Origin of the sequence: Chitinophaga skermanii (assembly GCF_003259335.1) — a bacterium.
GTDB classification, from domain to species: Bacteria; Bacteroidota; Bacteroidia; order Chitinophagales; family Chitinophagaceae; genus Chitinophaga; species Chitinophaga skermanii.
Genome location: NZ_QLLL01000001.1, coordinates 824,408 through 843,258, shown reverse-complemented (window position 1 = coordinate 843,258; position 18,851 = coordinate 824,408). Strand labels below are relative to the sequence as shown.

General features: G+C 38.7%; 13 protein-coding genes. 4 read left to right on the top strand and 9 right to left on the bottom strand.

Annotated elements, in window-relative coordinates:
* Positions 1–36 precede the first annotated feature (36 nt).
* Both LX64_RS03430 and LX64_RS25735 read left to right on the top strand, forming a co-directional pair.
* Positions 37–234: a hypothetical protein gene (locus tag LX64_RS03430; protein ID WP_111596187.1), complete on the top strand. Its 198-nt coding sequence runs from the start codon at positions 37–39 to the stop codon at positions 232–234.
* Positions 235–290: 56 nt separating this feature from the next.
* Complete coding sequence (locus LX64_RS25735; RefSeq protein ID WP_148707175.1) at positions 291–482, top strand: hypothetical protein; 192 nt, start codon at positions 291–293, stop codon at positions 480–482.
* A gap of 124 nt (positions 483–606) precedes the next feature.
* On the opposite strand, the gene LX64_RS03425 is transcribed toward LX64_RS25735, so the two are convergent.
* The 8 genes from LX64_RS03425 to LX64_RS03390 all read right to left on the bottom strand — a co-directional run bounded on the left by LX64_RS03425 (position 607) and on the right by LX64_RS03390 (position 15,596).
* Positions 607–2,466: an alkaline phosphatase gene (locus LX64_RS03425; RefSeq protein WP_111596186.1), complete on the bottom strand. Its 1,860-nt coding sequence runs from the start codon at positions 2,464–2,466 to the stop codon at positions 607–609.
* Positions 2,467–2,561: 95 nt separating this feature from the next.
* The gene (locus LX64_RS03420) at positions 2,562–4,076 is read right to left on the bottom strand and encodes a RagB/SusD family nutrient uptake outer membrane protein (RefSeq protein ID WP_111596185.1); all 1,515 of its coding nucleotides are present in this window, start codon (positions 4,074–4,076) and stop codon (positions 2,562–2,564) included.
* A 19-nt stretch (positions 4,077–4,095) separates the two neighbouring features.
* Positions 4,096–7,476 (bottom strand): SusC/RagA family TonB-linked outer membrane protein, encoded by a 3,381-nt coding sequence (locus LX64_RS03415; RefSeq protein WP_111596184.1) that lies wholly within the window; start codon positions 7,474–7,476, stop codon positions 4,096–4,098.
* 86 nt (positions 7,477–7,562) lie between these two features.
* Entirely contained in the window at positions 7,563–8,492 is a 930-nt protein-coding gene (locus tag LX64_RS03410; protein ID WP_111596183.1) for a FecR family protein, read from the bottom strand.
* 221 nt (positions 8,493–8,713) lie between these two features.
* The gene (locus LX64_RS03405) at positions 8,714–9,298 is read right to left on the bottom strand and encodes an RNA polymerase sigma factor (RefSeq protein WP_111596182.1); all 585 of its coding nucleotides are present in this window, start codon (positions 9,296–9,298) and stop codon (positions 8,714–8,716) included.
* Between the two features lie 255 nt (positions 9,299–9,553).
* The gene (locus LX64_RS03400; protein WP_148707174.1) at positions 9,554–13,639 is read right to left on the bottom strand and encodes an ATP-binding protein; all 4,086 of its coding nucleotides are present in this window, start codon (positions 13,637–13,639) and stop codon (positions 9,554–9,556) included.
* Positions 13,640–14,073: 434 nt separating this feature from the next.
* Complete coding sequence (locus LX64_RS03395) at positions 14,074–14,955, bottom strand: YwqG family protein (protein ID WP_111596180.1); 882 nt, start codon at positions 14,953–14,955, stop codon at positions 14,074–14,076.
* A 350-nt stretch (positions 14,956–15,305) separates the two neighbouring features.
* A complete protein-coding gene (locus LX64_RS03390) occupies positions 15,306–15,596 on the bottom strand; it encodes a hypothetical protein (RefSeq protein WP_111596179.1) in 291 nt (96 codons plus the stop codon).
* A 132-nt stretch (positions 15,597–15,728) separates the two neighbouring features.
* On the opposite strand from LX64_RS03390, the gene LX64_RS03385 reads away from it, so the two are divergent.
* Both LX64_RS03385 and LX64_RS03380 read left to right on the top strand, forming a co-directional pair.
* Positions 15,729–16,373 carry a hypothetical protein gene (locus LX64_RS03385; protein WP_111596178.1) on the top strand — a complete coding sequence of 215 codons (645 nt, stop codon included), beginning with the start codon at positions 15,729–15,731 and terminating at the stop codon, positions 16,371–16,373.
* A gap of 58 nt (positions 16,374–16,431) precedes the next feature.
* Positions 16,432–17,517 carry an XRE family transcriptional regulator gene (locus LX64_RS03380; RefSeq protein WP_111596177.1) on the top strand — a complete coding sequence of 362 codons (1,086 nt, stop codon included), beginning with the start codon at positions 16,432–16,434 and terminating at the stop codon, positions 17,515–17,517.
* Positions 17,518–17,592: 75 nt separating this feature from the next.
* On the opposite strand, the gene LX64_RS03375 is transcribed toward LX64_RS03380, so the two are convergent.
* Positions 17,593–18,678, bottom strand: coding sequence for a PIN domain-containing protein (locus LX64_RS03375; RefSeq protein ID WP_111596176.1), 1,086 nt, complete (start codon positions 18,676–18,678; stop codon positions 17,593–17,595).
* Between the last annotated feature and the right edge of the window lie 173 nt (positions 18,679–18,851).

Sequence of the window (18,851 nt, the reverse complement as noted above, 5' to 3'; positions counted from 1 at the left end):
AAATCAACTCTCAATGTTTATATATATGTTTGCCACATGAATAAGAAAATTCTTAAAAAAATGGAACAGTATAAAAAGATTGCACAAAAAAACACTGTCACTGCTTCAAGTACAGTACCGGATGCTGTTCTAAGAGAAGACAACTTATACAAAGTCATCCGTACTCAAAAGGATGCAGATACATTTATGATCGAATTGAATAACGTGATTAGGCAAGCACAGGCACAGCGATAAGCACGTTTCAACACCAAGCTATCTCATAAATATAAATCCCTCTAATAATACATTACATGCACAAAGAGCTTTTAAAAAAAATGGAACAGTATAAAAAGCTTGCAGCAAAAGGTACAGCTATTCCAATGCCTACGGTATCAAATACTGTTAAAAGAGAAGATAACTTATCTAAAGTTATCCGCACAAAAATGGATGCAGATATCTTCATGAATGAAGTGAAATTCCTCGTTAGCATTGCAAATAAATAAACATCTCACTTTATTATACTCCAAAAAGGATAGCCACCAGCTATCCTTTTTTATTCCCCACAAAAAAAGCCCGCCCACTACAAGTAGCGACGAGCTTCATCTAGGGTTAAATAGGAACGTGCATTTAATGACCTTTCAATATGGCCATGATCTTCTTAAATATCTCGGTATTCTCATACACCCCTCTAAAATCCATTGAGCGAGGACCATATGCAAATACAGGTACCATCACCGAGGTATGATCGTTGGTGCTGAAATGCCCGAATACTGTGCCTTTCTCTAAATCACCATCCAATAAGGATAAGCCGCCTGTTTCGTGGTCGGCTGTTACAATCACCAGTGTTTCACCATCTTTATCGGCGAACTCCATAGCGGCAGCAATGGCATCATCAAAATCCAACATTTCTGTTACTACATAGGGTAACTGGTTGGCATGACCGCCATAGTCAATTTGTGCACCTTCTGCCATGATGAAAAAGCCAGCCGGGTTCTTTGCCAAGGTAGTCATGGTTTTCTGCAAAGCAGCTTTCAATATACCACCACGCCCATTCAACATAGAAGCACCAATAGTATCGTTAATAAGCAAGAATTTACCTGTTTGAAGGGTATTTAAGGCATTTACATCCGTTGTGAAGGTAAAGCCTGCCTGTTCTATTTTTCCCGCTAAATTGCGGCCGTCTTTGCGCTTTGTAAAGTGCTTCTCCCCGGCACCAATCATAATATCTACATTGCTTCCTAAAAAGGCATCTGCAATTTGCTCCGATTCACTTCGGTCTTTCGCATGACCATAGAAGGCCGCCGGTGTAGCATCGGTAATATCTCCTACGCTAATTAAGCCACTGCTTTTCCGAGTAGGGGCCAGCAACTTGGGAATAGCATTCAATTTAACTCCCGTTGCATCAACAGCGATGTAACGGTTATTCGTTTTCTCGCCCGTAGCCATGGCCGTACCACCGGCGGCAGAATCGGTAATATAACTATCGGAAGAAGCGGTGATCGAAAACCCGATATTCTTAAACTGCGTAAGGTTCAGCTTTCTCCTATTGGCGGTAAAGCCACTGTAGATTTGCGTTAAACCCATGCCATCACCAATCAATAGGATCACGTTCTTTACTTTACCTTGCCCATCGTTGTTCACATATTTAGCCCGGTAAATAGCATGTACCAAGCTACTATCGCCATGGAAACTAGATGCTTGCTGTGATTGTAAGAAGGTCGACAATTGCGCTGGGTGATCTGTACCAATGTAATCGGCGCCGAAATGCATTAAGGTGCGCCATGTATTCACGTTATCGGCGGTACCCCAGAAACGAACTTTTTTACCGGCCGTATGGGCACTGTCGATCCAACGTTCGATCAATTTCCTACCCTCCTCCACGATCACCCCTTTCCCGTTCCAACGAGAGAATGTTTGCAGATCGGCACTTACCATAGGAATACGTTTCGATTGTGTAGCATTGTAGATAACACCTTTCTTACCATCGAATAAGAGATAAGCAGGGTATTTATCCCAAGTATCGAGCGGTGGATGGTTCCCCGAAATCACGATTTTAACATAAGGGTTATGGATAATAACCGGGTACTTCTCCAGTACTTTTACCAGCGCTTGCAAGGTAGGCTGAGCGGCTGTTTTAATATCGATAAGGAGTTGCAGCACTTCTGTGCTTTTCTTTGGATAAGCATAGCCGCTATTTTTTTCAAGAGTATGCTGAATGGGTTGCAAATACAAGGCTTCTAAGGTAGCAGCGGGTGTAATATCTTTCCGTGTGTGCGACACGAACAATGTACCATCCACTAAAAACACATCTGCTTCAATAGAACCGAGTTGTTGTTGATAAGCCGCGTAAAAAGGAACAGGCTGTTCATAGTCGTTATGAGAATGCCCATTAAGCGTAGTATAAGGGCGATTTTGAGCGAAGGAAACTTGGCAGGATAAAAGAGCTGCACATGTAAGAAGGCGGACGAATTGTGTATTGTATGTCATGTTAATTTTCTCTCCCTGTTTTTACTAGTAATGAAAAGCGCATGGTCGGACCCCCGCCATGCGCCTTTTGTTATTATGTGTCGTTAAAATTTCAATTACCAACCTACATTTTGCTTCACAACACCGGCGCTGTTTTGTACTTCACTGTTTGGAACTGGCCAAACATGGTGCACTGCCGGGTTGAAGTTACGTGCAGGCCATGCAATAGAACCATCGTAGTGGTGTAAAGGCTTGGCGTAAGCCGCTTGCGCATCACCCCAACGTACTAGATCCGCATGCCTGTTGGCCCATTCGCCCGCTAATTCCGCCCTTCTTTCCTTCTTCAAATCGGCTAAGGTAGCACCTGTAATAGGTTTCAAACCGGCTCTTTTGCGGGTTAAGTTAATTTCATCATCACCACTCTTACCTTGCATAATGCGTGCTTCTGCTTTAATTAAAAGAACTTCAGCGTAACGGATTAAAGGCAATGCTAAATCGGTAGTAGGATGATCGGGGTTCGTACTAGCATGAATACCACCTGCATAAGTAAATGGCTCCATGTACTTACGGAATTGGAAACCCGATAAGCTATTCTTCGAATCGTATACTTTGTTCTCACCAAAATACACAAATTTATCACCCGGTTTCAAGATAGTTGCTGCTCTACGCAAATCGGTAGAGTCGTAAGAATCGTACAATTCTTTGGTAGGCATATAATACCCCCAACCATTGTACAAGCCCCAACCTTTGTTCTCTAACATTACGCCCGGCAATATGCTACCGAAACCGTTTCCATCTCCTTTCGCGAAGGATGCTACCGACCAGATATATTCTTTGCTGTAGTTGTTAGCGATGGTGAATACGTCTTCGAATTTATCGAGCAGTTTATGTTGACCGCTTAATATCACCGAATCGGCATATTGTTCTGCTTTCACATAATCTTTCTTGTATAAGAACATTTTGCTCAAATAGGCAAATGCCGCTGTTTTGTGAGGGCGACCATATTCCTTTTCAGTATACGTACTGAAATATGGTAAGTACTCACTAGCCTTGATCAGTTCGCTTGCCACGTAATCGTATACTACATTCACGTTTGCAGCACGTGGGATTGGCTTATCAGCCACCACGCTATCGCGGCTAACGATAGGTACACCCGCACGGGCATCACCATAAGTAGAACCTAATTCGAAGTACATTACACCACTTAAGAAATACGCTTCACCAAGAATACGACGCTTCAATTTCTCGTCCATATTAATCTTCGGCACATTCTTAATAATGTCGTTCGCACGCTTGATGGTGATATAACGCATCTTCCATTGCGATTCTGTATAATCTTTACCTATAAAGTCGCGGTTGAAGTTTTTGATGTTATCACCTTCCGCTTTAACACGACCGGTTACCATATCATCGCTGGCGTTAATGAACCACCAAAATCCACGGCCATAGAAGTTTTCGTTATCAAACCATTGGTACATGGCATTCGATGCGTTTACGGCATCTGTTTGATTGGTCCAGTAGTTGCTGTTACTGGGGGCACCTTCAGGAACAATCTCTAATTGTTTTGAACATGCACTCAACAAGCCTGTGGCAGCAAATAAAAGCGCTAAATTTTTTATATTGCGTTTCATTGAATTAGTTTTTAATCGATTAGAAGTTAACATTCAAACCTACCATGATCGTACGTGCTAAAGGGTAGCGAGCTTTGTCGATACCTACTTCGTCGGTACCTACTTCTGGATCGAAGCCTTTGTATTTCGTGATCGTGAACAAGTTGCTACCGGTTACATAGAAACGTACCGTGTTTAAGCCGGCTTGTTTCAAGATGTTGTTAGGTAATGTATAACCGAGTGTTACGTTTTTCAAGCGTAAGTAAGCACCGTTCTCCAAGTACCAGTCTGATACAGTACCGTAGTTACCATTTGTGTCTTTAGAATTGAGGCGCGGAACATCGGTGTTCGTGTGGGTAGGTGTCCATGCATCTAAAATACCTGTTAACATATTGTAGTTGGTACCGATGCTGGGGTTCATGTTGGTATATTTCAAAGCATTGAACAATTTGTTACCGCTTACACCTTGCGCGAATACGTTCAAATCGAAACCTTTATAGCTGGCATTGAAGCTAATACCGTAGTTTAATTTAGGGAACGGTGTACCGGCAAAGTATTTGTCGTTATCATCGATCACACCATCATCGTTTCTATCTACGAACTTGCGATCGCCCGGTTTAGCAGCCGGTTGGATTTGTTTACCGTTGCTAGCTTTGTAATCAGCAATTTCCTTTTCTGTTTGGAATAAACCGGCAGATTCTACTACCCAGAAGTTATACAACGATTGACCGGTTTGTATACGGATTGGTGTTAAAGAGCTACGTACGTTAATGTTAGAGGTATTGATAGAAGTTCTATCACCCAAGCTCAACAACTCATTCTTCAAAGTAGAAGCGCTGGCGCCAATATCCCATTTAAACTCGCTTCTATCGTTGCTGCGGTATGTTACACCAAATTCCCAACCTCTATCTCTTACTTCACCCACGTTCTGGTACATTTGGTTCGATACGCCCGAAGTACTTGGCAAGTCAACCGCTAAAATCATACGGTCGATGTTTTTAGAGAAATAATCAACTGTAACAGACAAACGGTTATTCAAGAAACCCAGGTCCATACCTACATCCGATTGTTTCGCTTGTGCCCATTTTAAGTTCGGGTTAGAGATCGTGTTTTCGGCATAACCTTGGTTCAGAGAACCTTCTTTACCCATGTAGATATTAGAAGCCGATAAGTTAGCATTGTAAGCGTTAGAAGGCAATGAACCTAAGTTACCCAACAAGCCATAACTACCACGAATTTTCGCGAAATCTAGGAAGGTTAAGTTTTCGCGGATGAAGTTCTCCTGCGTTAAGATCCAACCACCTGTCACCGCGTAATATTTCTCGTAACGGTTTTGAGAAGGTACTAAAGAAGTACCATCGATACGGCCTAATAAACCGAGTAAGTATTTGCTTTTGTATTCGTAGTTCACGCGGGCGATGTATGATTCCAATGCACGTTTGTCTTTGCCGCTTTGCGGTTTAGTAAATGCCCCAGCGTTACCTAAATAACGGTAGATAAAGCGCTCGTCGTTGAAATTGGTTCCTTCGGCCGACAAATACTCGGATTCATTCTTTTGGAACGAGTAACCTGCTACGGCTGTAATGTTATGCACACCATTGAAAAGGTGGTTATAGGTTAAAGTTTGTTCCGACAAGATATCCGTGTGATTACTCATCATTTGGTACAAATTGTTATTCTTATTGATTTTACCGATCTCAGGAACAGCCGTTGTAAATACCTTGTTGCTGGTCATGCCCTTGGTAACTGCCACGCTCGATAAGAACTTCAGGTCTTTCGTGAAACGGATTTCTGCGTAAGGATTTACGGAGATATTGAAGTATGGATTTCTATTATCCAAACGTTTCAAATACGCTACAGGATTTGCCAAATCGCCGTAAGAACCGGCGTAATCGATTGGCATACCGGCGAATGTACCATCGGCATTGTATGGTTTTACGTTACGAGGGTAACCTAAAGCGGTGTAAATAACCCCAGAATAAGGAGAAGTAGTATTGGCGCCGTTACCTTGTTGGAAAGTGAAAGATAAATTTTCACCAATTTTCAACCATGGCTTCATTTGCACGTCGCTGTTCAAACGGAAACCGTAGCGTTCGTTATAGGTATTTAAGATAATACCATCTTGCTTGCGGTAACCGAAGCTCATGAAGTAATGCGATTTATCGGAACCGCCTTTTACTTCTACATTATAATCTTGCACCTTCGCCGTACGGAAGATTTCGTCTTGCCAATCGGTTAAGGTTAATTGTCCGCCTGGGTATTTCGTACCATCAAAAGCCTCTGAACGTGGAATACCAGCAGCGTCGTAAGCAGCGTTTTCCACATCTGCGAATTGTTTGGCAGATAATACATCCATTTTCTTAGCCACCGACTGCCAACCGTTTTTCACATCTACGTTGATGCTCATGCTACCGGCTTTCCCTTTCTTCGTGGTAATTAAAATAACACCACCAGAAGCTTGCGCACCGTAGATAGCCGCAGAAGCGTCTTTTAATACGGAGATAGACTCGATATCGTTCGGGTTAATAGGCCCCCCTTTGTAGATCATACCATCTACAACGTACAGCACCGATTCGCCGTTGATACCACCGATACCGCGGATGTATACTTTAGCAGGACTGTTAGGGTCGCCGCCTTGGTTTTGTACCATCACACCCGGTACTTTACCTTGCAAAGCATCTTGCACATTATTTAAAGAGCGGCTGTTTAATTTATCTAAAGGCACTTCCGCGATAGCGCCAGAGATCAACGCCTTACGTTGAGAGCCGTACCCTACCACTACCAATTGGTTCAAACCGATCGTGGTTTCTTCCATGGTAATATTAAAAGTGCGTTCGTTACCTACAGTAATTTCTTTAGTACCGTAGCCGATCATGCTTACAACGAGGGTAAGGTTAGGGGATGTAGTAGTATTGATAGAGAAATTACCCTTGCTATCGGTTGTTACACCTGTTGTAGTGCCTTTTACCATAACGGTAGCACCTGCCAGTGGGCCATCTTTATAAGCTACCGTACCGGTTACCTTAATTTTTTCTTCTTGAATAGCACTGAGGCTTCTAGCGGGTTGTGATGCATCGAAGATCAGCACGGTATTGAATCTTTCTTGGAATTGGAGTGACGATTTTCCTAGCAACTCTTGTAAGATAGAAGCGACAGAAGCATTTTGGAAAACTTGTGCTTTCACTTGTACTTTTTGTAACACAGCTTCATCATACGCGAAATTCACGTGTGCGTCGTGTTCTAATTTTTTAAGCGCAGTGGATAGATTGCCTACAGGCGTTTCAAATTTCTTCATTACTTTTTGCAAAGCTTGCGCGGTGGCACTTACTGCTGAAGCGGTGGCCGTAGAAGCCAACATCAGCATCCATAAAGCCACGGCAGACTTGCTGCGGATAGATGATAAAACTTTGGTGAGTTGCATATTATTTGTTGTTAAAGTATGTACATAGAAATCCCGTTATGCTATGTAGTTATAGCATGTACCTTTATATCAAACCCTTGATATACTTAATAAATGAACAGCTCTTCTCCTTTTAATTGGAAGTGAAGCTTCGGTTGGTAACTGATTTTCTCAATCACTTCCAACAGCGCTGGAAGGCCCATGGTGGCCGGCACGCGGAATGTAATATTACCTGCGCGCAAATCGCTACTTGTTTTTACTGCTACATGGTAGTGTAATTGTAAGGTGTGTACCAAGGTTTGTAAGTTGGCATCTCTTAGTACCAACTCGTTATTCCTAAAGGCATCCACATCTTTTACATCTACTTTTCCTATTAAAACCTTTTCTTTATCAATTGTTATGTATTCGGATGGGTGAAGGATATACCCTTTATTGTTGGCATCTACCACGCGCACTTTACCACTGGAAACGCTCACCCTATGTAGTTTGAAAGTTTTATTATACTCTACTTTAAAAGCTGTACCCAGTACTTGTGTTTGCACATCATCGTTTTGCACTATAAAAGGCTTACTGAAATTGGGTTTTACATCGAACAGCGCTGTTCCTTTATTCACCTCCACCTTCCGTTCATTACCTTCAAACCCTTCATTGTAAGCAATTTCAGCACCCGGCGCTACTACTACCATAGAACTATCGGGCAAGTACACGATTTGTACAGCCGGTTGCGTATTGGTTACCACGAGCCTTTTGCTATGGTGTTTGTTTAGGTACAACACGGTTGATACAGCGGCTACCCCGATAGTGGCTGCCGCCACCATCCAACGTTTATACATACTGCGCACCTTCGAGGTAGGCTTTACCTTTTGCCAAGTGCCTGCTTTGATCTTCGCCCATTCGCCCGGTAAAAAATCTTCCATAGCACCGGCATTCTTTGCTTCGATGGTTTGTAACCAATCGAATAACAATTGCTGTTCTTCCGGCGTACAGGTATTTTTACTGTGCTTCTCTAATAATATTTGTAAATATGCTTGATCCAAAACAAGGTGCTTTATAAGTAAGACACAATTGCAAACCGGTATAACTATCGAGAATTTGGAGTTAATGATTTGGTAACATGAAAATAGTTTATCGCGGGATAGTTAACACAACAAAACGCTGATGGGTATTGGATGTAGTTACATTAAAAGGCTTTTTTAACCCGGGTAGTTACCGGCACAAGTAACCCGTGCTATTCAATTATATAATATACTGGTAGGAATTAATGATGATGGGTTAAAATCACCATCAAAGCAGCTGGCAACGACCAGTTCGCCTTTAGTTTTTGCAAGGCAGCATTTACTTGGTTGCGTACGGTTTGAGGGGAAGTGCCGTACAGTTCAGCAATTTCGGCAACGGGAATGTTCTCTACACGGTTGAGGTAGAATACTTCTTTCATTTTACCTGGTAACGCATTGATACGGGAAAGAATTTCGTAATTCGCCTCTTTGAGTTGTAATTGTTGCGTGGTGGAGTAATCAATATCTTGTACAATGGCGAGGAATTGTGCTATGTGCTGTTGATAGGTTTGTTCTTGCCGCATGAGGTTAAGTAAGCGGTGTTTCAACGAGGTGAACAAGAAGGCTTTTATATCGTGCACAAGGGGTAATTGGGATTGCTTCTCCCATAAATAGATAAAAAGGTTCTGCACAGCATCCTGGGCCAAACTTTTATCACGCATAATCTTGTAGGCATATAAATACATATCATCCCAGAATAAGTCGAACAGCTGCTTAAAAGCATGTTCGCTACCGGCTTGAATATCGGCCCATAATTGATCGTGCGTGTGTAATTGCGGAGAAGGCATAAATCTATACTCTGGTCAAAGGTATAGGAAGCTTATCAAGATTATGCGAAGGGGATGTTTATCAAATTGTTAAGAAGGGGAGAAGGGGTGAGCAGCATCATTAATACAATGCCGGTAAGCCGGGGAAAGCCGTATCAATCCGTTTTGGCTAGTTCCGTTAATTTAATAGTAGGTACTGCCGGGATGTTCCAAGTGTTTGCAGCGGTGGCATTTGAGCCAAGCATTGCACCATTGACATTAATTTTGTGTGCTAGCTTATTGAGATGATATGAGCTTGTTGTAGAGATTTAGCATACCTGGGTAATCACTATCATTCTCAAAACCTTTTAGATCACTTAGTCTATTAAAGCAGTGTATAAAATATGATTCAATATTGCTTTTATAATTTAGGTCTTTTAGATCCCATTGATCGAGCAATACATACACCGTTTTTGTAACGAATAATCCCAAACCAAGATCAGCAAATCTACCAAATGGTAAAACAACATAGTTCTCAAAAGCGTGAAAGAGCTCTCTTTTTTTATTCAAATCGGACACTAATCTGAAATATAAATAACCAGCCTTCACTTGTAGAACTTGTAATGTTACTGAATCGCTCTTTTTCCTTAATTCTATAAGATATTCAATAATCTCAGCAGCTGGAGCATCTTCCGAATTTGTTAACAATTTTGTTAACACTGCTCTTATGGCTTGTGTTTGAAGTTCAAAAGTACCATCTAAATAATTACTATCCACTAATGACTTCCACCATTGAAATACCATCATTATATCGTTGGTAGTATTTTCTTTTTCAACCACTTTCTCCACAACACCACCTAGTAGAATTATATAATCTTGTTGCAGTTTAGGTGATACAATAAATTCATTCAATCCAATAATTCTCTCATGCCATTCTTTCAATAACACCATATCATTTTTATCCATAATGGCATAAAAGATAAATTTGAATATATCGCTTACTCGTTGAATAAAGGCATTCGTATTTGATGAAATATGCCAAGAACGTAGTTCTTCAAATGTTCGTTCAACTTGTTCCCACTTATTAACATCTGCGAAATGATTAATCATACCATGACAACTTAGTAGCACCATATCATTTATATCATTGGTACTAACCTCCTTCATAATGCCTGTAATTAAATGATGGCATTGAATTACTTTCTCCTCATCTATACCTATATAGAATGAAACTTCATATAAATTGATCCTACATTTCCAATAATAATAATCATGCTTGGGTAGTGGTTTGGCTATTTCAAGTAACCTATTCTTGTAATGAAGAATATACTTTAACTCACTAATTTCAATCCAATATTTAATTAAGTTAATGCCTACTTGGAGGATTCGTTCTCTAAAATCATCATTTTTAGTACCGTCTAAATTCCAAAACTGCTCAATACTAGACATTAATTTCACCTCTTCATGGGGAACTGTTTTCCACAATCCCACTAATCCTTCTCCAATTCTATCAACCATTTTAGCATTTTGGTTGTCCTTACACCAACTTATCATACGATCAAAATATCGTTGATATCCATCGTCACTATTCTTTAGCAAGTAAATGCATATTTTACTAGATACTTCTACTAACTCAATAGTTACCTTAACATAACGCTTATAATCAGTCATTATACCCAATACATTCACAAACGTTTCATAGTATTGGAAGGCCTGCAAAGGATCTTCTTCTAATAATAAATTGGTGATTGCATTAAATGCTTCAGCTTTTAGTACCCAAATTTGATCATGATAGTCTACATTTCCTTCCTGGAACATCTCAGAAAAATGCGCCAGGGAGTCTTTTCGTTGCTGAATATGTTTAATATATGATCGTTTACATTGTAAAAACAAATTATGCGCAAAATTATCATGCACGGCTCCATAAATACTACATGCTTCTAAATAAAGCTCTTCTTTAGAGAAAGCGTCTCCATGATGATATTCCAGCATCGCCGAAATAAGATTGAGCCTATTTTTCAACATCAACGGCGTTACATATTCAATGGATAACAATTGGGCATAACACTTTTTTATATTATCATACGATTTGCTTAGTATATACCCATATCCCATACTGGTTAAAGCCCTGGCGTACATGGATTTTATATCAAGATTATCCTTTTTGTTATATAAGGCTGCCAAACGTTCAAAATGCGCCTCTGCTTCTTCCATATTTGTGAATGCAGCATGTGCAATTTGTACATTTAATAGGGTTGCAAATGCATTATCAACTTCTTCAAAATCATATTTATAAAATAGCTCTTCAATTTTATCTTCAAAAAAACTTTTGAAGTGCTCAAAATAAATATGGTCTACGTAAGTAAAAATATTAACCACAGCATTAAGAATGTCGGCAAACCATCTTACCCACCAGCCATCACTACTTTCAATCGGTAGTTCTAATAAAGTTTGTAAAGATGTAATAGTTTGATGCTTATCTATATTTCTGCTTGTACTAAAGTCTTGAAATGTCCGAAATACAAAACGGCCGTATTCTATAGGTTTTAGTACCCATGCCATTTCGATGGAAGTGCGTTCCCGGTCTTTTTCTTGGCGTGGATATTTACCATTCCGCTTTAATTGCCAACGTACAAAATATTCGCCCAAAATATCCGGCTCTAGTGGGCTACAAGTAATTTCATGGTTCGAGCTAGGAGATGCTAAACGGTATAAATCTTTATCAAAATTATCGTTTGGTAGCCATTTGTGGTTTTGATCTAAAACTTTGTCCAAATCTTCCATATTCAAACCACCCGTCATAGTAGCAATGGCCAATAAATTCAAATGTTTATGCAATACTTCTTTATCTTCAATAGCTGCAGGAAGCCAAATTTTTTGTAAGTAACGATCTAATAAATCTTCAAATACATGATCAATATCCCAGTCATTAACGTCATTACTATCTGCAACAGCCAATGCTAAGATGATAGCAAAGAGTGGTCGCTTGCGTCGATCTTCGTCTTGTGAATACAATTTACTTAGATAATGCTGGGGGAACTTTTGACCTTTTTGCTTCAATACGTAACTGCAGATTTCATCAATGCTTTCCATATCCAACTCCTGCAATTGTATAGCTTCTCCACCGTAGAAGTTTGGAATATCTCCTAATTTAATAGCTCTTCTAAATTGATCGGACCAACTTTCTGAAAAACTTCTCTCTAACAGGATGAATTTAACCTTAAATGGCAACGTATCTTGTTCGTTGCGTTCTTTCAACAGTTTTAATATTTTAATCACTTCGTCTTGCACGAAAGCGGTATAATCAATGACGATTAAACAAGGGCAAACCGGTTCCCAATTATACCATTGGAAGGAAGCAAGTTGGTCGATATTGGCAAAGCCAGCATGAATTGTTTGGATATGATCCAATTCACAACAAAACTCAAGTGCTAGGCGACTTTTACCCGACCCAGCAGCACCGGTTACCATACACCACTCAAACAGCTCTGGGCTATCCCAGAATTCGTGTAATGTATTCAGCTCATCCGTTCTCCCAATTAATGGTACATATCTAGACCGGAAGGTAATTTCTGCATAAGAACTGGTGTCAAAATTTAAGAGTAAAAAAGGTTGCGGGTTAAGCTTGGTTAAAATATCCTTAAAATACTGGGGAGATTTGCCATAAGTATCAATGAACTTATTACCCCATGCCGATAAATCGACCGTAAGTTGCTCAAGTTTTATCTTGATATCACCTAGCCACTCTGTTTGAATAATGGCCCTTAAACGTTCGTCCGTTTTGATTAATTCATGAAAATAATCGCACATCACATCGAAAATCGACCATTTTCTTTTTTTATCTGACCATCCATTTACGAGTATATCATTAAAGGTTGTTGGAATGGTATGTTTAGAGGGTAGCTGTTGCAGGTAATTTTCTAGTTCATCAATGATAATAGCAGCTAAACGGCTAATAAAATCTGAATGTTGTTGCGACAGCCATTGACTTTTTTCTTTTGTAAAATTTAGCAGGATGGGTTTATCTGTAATCGTATTTAACGGGATGTAATGTGGATCGGAAAACTTATGTAATTCGTTTTCAAAAAAATCAGCGATAGTGCGTTGTACAGCTTCTTGTTTCCAGTAAGCGTTTACATCTGTTTCTGCCGAGGGAGGGAAATTTGCACGCCACCATTGTGCAGCTTCAGCCCCAGCAAATAGTAAGCTTTTCCTTACAGCTTTTTGAATATCGTGGTTAACTGGTAGTTCCCTGTCCTTATAAGCTTCGCGCAGTAACTTGAAGTTTCGTTGTAAAGGTTCTTTCAATTGATCCTTCGTAAAATCTACGGCTAGATCACCCATTAAACCGGCAAAAAAGAGAGTAACAGTTTCAAATATCATAACGCTAACCATTCTTTTATTCCTCTATCGTGGATATACTGGGGAATAGCAAGTCATTGTCACTTACCGGTGATAGAGGTTATTGTATAGGATTGTAATTGTAATTTCTTTTGTACAGAGTAGAAACGGTTCACTTGGAACTCGTTATCTCGAATATAAGAAAAATCGTACAGGTATTTGATATGGAGTGGGTAGGATATTTATTGGTATTTATAAGATAATAATTGGAATCAAAACTGTATTGGGTTATGAATGATATATATATAATAAAAGATGGGAATAAGTGGAAGTCGGAATTGTAACAGTCGTTTCTGTTAATTGGGTTTGTTGAATATTGATTCACTCAATGATAGCGAAATACGAGTTCCTTATGTACTTATATGCTTTCTCCAAGAACTCGTATCGTGTTTATATAAACCGGTTTAATTGTAAAATCAACAACAATCCCAAGTATAAAATACTTTGGAGAAATCACGTTTTGCTAAATCATCCGGGTGAATGAAAAAGTTGCCTACGCCTGCATCTCCCCACATAATTTGTTTATCTGAATCCAGTTGAAATAGTAACCTATATGCACTAACGGATGGTTTATATTCCCGGGGATCGGTTTGTGTAAAGTAGGCATATCCACCTAACTTATGTCCACTACCATTAAAAGTATCGAAAGCGCATTGTTCTAGTTCTTCTTCATGTGCCGGATATTGTTGGATAATATCCGCCCAGTCAAATTTTGTTGTGAGCCTACCTTCATAATCACTTCTTCCAAGAAACTCATTTTTAAGTTGAAAAGAGAGCTTATGGGGTTCAAATACTGGTGAATTATTGGCTGTTAAAACCTCATCAAGGAAAGTCAAATTTGTTTCATACTCCGCTACCTCATCAGCTGAGAAGTAAAGCACTTTGAAATCGCTGGGTATATCATCCTCAAAGCTCATTCCGTATACATCATTATGAGTGCCAATATAAAACTGTAAAAATCCTGTGCTAGGCAACATTGACTGAGCAGGTAATTCGCTGCAATTAATTTGTGCCAAAGGATACATATAATGGCCATGCTGATCTAATGGATACGTAAACCCCTTAGGAATACACGGATAATGCCCAAGTTTACTATCAGCAAAGGTTAAGTTTTCGCTGGTTTTTGCTGAAATAGCAATGCATTCCCTTTCGGTGCGTTTGATTTCCGTCCAATGCTCGGCGAATGCTTGGGGAAGTATTAGACCAGGCATTACTTCAACCTCGGTTAAAGGACTGTTAGGTGTAGTAGAAGCTTGCTTGGGATTAGCGCTTCCAAATAGACGTTTAAAAAAGGACATTGTATAATCGTTTAGATAGATTTGATATAGGAATGCTGTAGTTCAAATATATAATAATTCGCTATCCATCTAATATGGATTTGCATCTTTAAATTATTACTACATAAAACGAATATGTCGATAATTGGTCGAGGTAATAATACATGCTAAAGAAAGCGGGATTGTAAAAAGAATGCGAAGAAGTAAAAAAAGAATAGATTAGGAAAGTTCAACATAAAACAAAAAAGCTTCACATCGCTGTGAAGCTTTTTTCATCCTTGCGGGCTACGAGGGACAGTTTTCGAACCTTTTAATATCGTCACTGCAAAATGTCATAGCCTTCACAGAAAAATAATCAGTTTAACACACGATCATTGAAAATTGGAGGCGCTCAAAAGCCCCTCCTTAATACTATTATTTATTAAGACCAATAACAACTGAGTATCTTTTTGAAAAGGGTAACCGAGTTCTGACAGAACGTCAGCTGCTACAATTGTAGTACCACCAGCCGTTGAAACCAGTTTTTCCTTTATTTGTAAAAAGTTGCAACTGTAATATTCGTGTATTCTGTAATGTCTTGTTTCTTTTTTTAACTCGGAAACTGCTGCAAGAGCTTGCTTGCGTCGTAGTTCCTTTGCTTCTATCTCGTATTTTGGTGTCATAATGCCATTTATATAGCAATTTACAACTTTTCAGGAATTTTTTTTACAACTTTTTCGAAATTTTTTGTAAGTTTGCCATGGAAAAAACCCACTCTGCAAAGTGGGCTATTATTTAACTTATAAATCATATAGATGGCAAATTTAGGCTCTTTATTTGAGATTCCCAAGTGGAGTTCAGAGCGGCAACAACAAATGGAAAAAATTTACCTCATGAAAGGAATTGATTTAGAATCGATTTTCTATATTGCCCATGAAAAAACTTTGAGTAATCCGACACCGGTTACGCATCGCGGTAAAAGCTTTATGTCTCAAACCATGAATGGTAATTTGATTGGGACTATGAAAGAGATGTATCCAGATCATATGGAAAAAGACGTACACGGTAGGGATTTCTTTTCATTGGATGCTCAAACGCGGGTATACTTTAAAAAGCTGGATAACGCATACTGCCCAAGAAATATTCCCACTAACCATGTAAGGCAGTTAAATTCAGGAGAGCTTCTTTTAGGAGATACACCAATTACTGTGCTTTACGCTGGTTTTAGGTTGGAAAATGATAATATATGGGATAATATTACAGGGTGTTATCTTACAGAACTAAGGGATATGCACAAGGTGCTATGGGTCAGTGACTTATCTGACTTAGCGTCTCAAATGGGTGGAACCACACTTCCTACAGTGCCAGTTATGCCTGTAAACCTGCCAGATGACATTATTGTTAAACCTAAAGTAAGAGGTACTGGCGAACTCGGAAATACTGCCGACGGAGCCGTTTAATAAACGATTGTGAGGCAGGAGCATTCCTGCCTCACAATAAATTTATAAAATAAATAATATGATATTGAACCCGAAGCAAATCGTCCTTGCCAGAAACATGAGAGGATTGTCTCAGGGAGAATTGTCTAAAAGGCTTGGACACGCGAATCAATCTACTCTTTCAAATGTAGAGAAGGAAAAATTGCCCTTTACTGAAGAGCTTGCAAACCAACTAGCCGAGGTCTTGTGCATTCCAATAGCTTTTTTTTCAAAGGAAAAATCGTTCACAAGACTTAGTAAGTTTTACTATCGGAAAAGAAATGCTTTTCCAGCTTCAGAATTGGTACCATTAGAATCAAAAATGGAAATAATTCGTTCAGGCTATGAAGAGCTATTAAACTCGGTTGATATAAATATTAAGAAATTACCGGCTATTCCTGTTAAAGGTAATAATAGCCCTGAAGCAATAGCTAACTCTTTCAGATTGTTTCTAGGATTAAATGATGATCCTATAGACAACCTTGTTACTATGGTTGAAAAGCTAGGTATTACAGTTCTTTTTTTAGATGTTAACTCTGATAAATTCTCTGGGTTAACTCTTCAAACGGACATTAATGCGCCCTTAATTGTTCTTAACAAGAACATGCCTAACGATCATAAAAAGTTTACTATAGCACATGAGTTAGGGCATCTTATCATGCACATACCATTTGCAGAAGACCCAGAGTTTTATGAAGATTTAGAAGATTTAGATGCAGTAGAACAGCAAGCGGATAGTTTTGCTGGGGCTTTTCTTATGCCAAAGAAAAAGGCTCAATATACATTTGCCAACTTAACCTATTCAAGATTAACAGAACTTAAATTATATTGGAAAGTTTCTAAACAGGCGATCATTTACAGAGCCAAAGAAATAGGAGCTATCAATGCCAATAAATTTAAATTCCTTTTTATTGAACTGAGTCGCTTTGGCGAAAGGAAAAAAGAAAATATTGAGATAGCTATTGATATGCCGGTTCTCTTTAAGAGGATTATTTCTGTGTATGAAAATGAATTAAAATATTCTAGGAAAGCTATTTCAGAAGACATTTTAGGAATTTCAGAACAAGATTTCAATATTTGGTTTGACTTTAATGAAAGACCAAGATTGAGGGTAGTCCTAGACTAGAATACCGTTTTTTAGTATCGGTTTAAATGGGCTGTAGTTGGATACAGCCCATTTTTATTTAAGAACAGAACAAGCTTAAAAAACATCCATATATCCCTCAAGTTCATTCGTTATATCTCCCTCGTCGGGGATTGTCGTATAAACTGAAAGAATAGACACATCTGCATCTTCAGCTGCAATGTCTCGCTCATAATACACTTCCAATTCAACTTCCGCAGTCTGAGTTGTTTCCAGTTCAACTTTTGCTCTACTCCTATCATATCCATAATATCTATCATCTTCTTTATCATAAATGCTAAACGAGTAATTATTATATGTAACCTCTATCTCACATTTTATATCATAGTCAAACTGGAGAGTATAATAACCCTCATTTTCTTTATCGACTATTGAAAAATCATATATCTCAATATTTATAGTTTTAACCCTATTAATGTCTATTTCAAATGAAAGTTCATCTTTTACTTTTTCTTCGAACGCATGTGATAGCTTTTCGATGATTTCACCCTTTGACACTTCGAAAATTTCTGAAAGCCAGCCATCTAAATCTTTATTGTATTGTTTATTAATCTTATCTAACATTTCCTTGATGTCAGAAACTGGTATTAATCTTTCTGATTCATAGCCTTTAAAATCACTATCTCCACTAATTACATATATTTTCTCTCGTTTTTCTAAGCACCATGAATCTAAAGCAGATAATACTATCGCATCTGGAAATTCATATTTTTTCTTACCAGGAGAGAATGGCTTTTCACCTTTGAAATACTTAGTAACAATTGTTTTTAAGTCCGCATATTCATATGGTACTGTTTGAACATTTCCCTCCTTAATGAACATTTCGAGTTCCATCGAAAGTTTGGAAAAATCTAATTCAATATTAAGTTCTGGAAGTTCAATATAGGCTTTAAATTCAGGAATGTTTCGCAGTATTCTTGCACGCTTAGATATGTTATCTTTGAATCTATTAATTTCTTGTTTCGCATTTAGTAAGTCTTCTCTAATATTACTTTTTATTTCACTTTTTGTAATTTCAGTCAAATATAAATTTACAAAGTTTATTCCACCCCAATAAGCCAATCGTTTCAAATTCTTATTTTGAAAAAAGTTGTTCGATACGAAGGCTTGTGTATCTATAAATATATTCCTTGTTTCTAACATAGTTACTACTTGATTAAATTAAGATTAAGTCGTGATCAAACTTACTATATGTAAAACAGACGATACCTGTATCCTTTGATACGGTTCATCTCAGGAAAATGTGATCCCCGGAGCATAAGTTGCAATATAACGATTGTTACTCCTATTTCCATAGTGCCACATCAACAAACCTT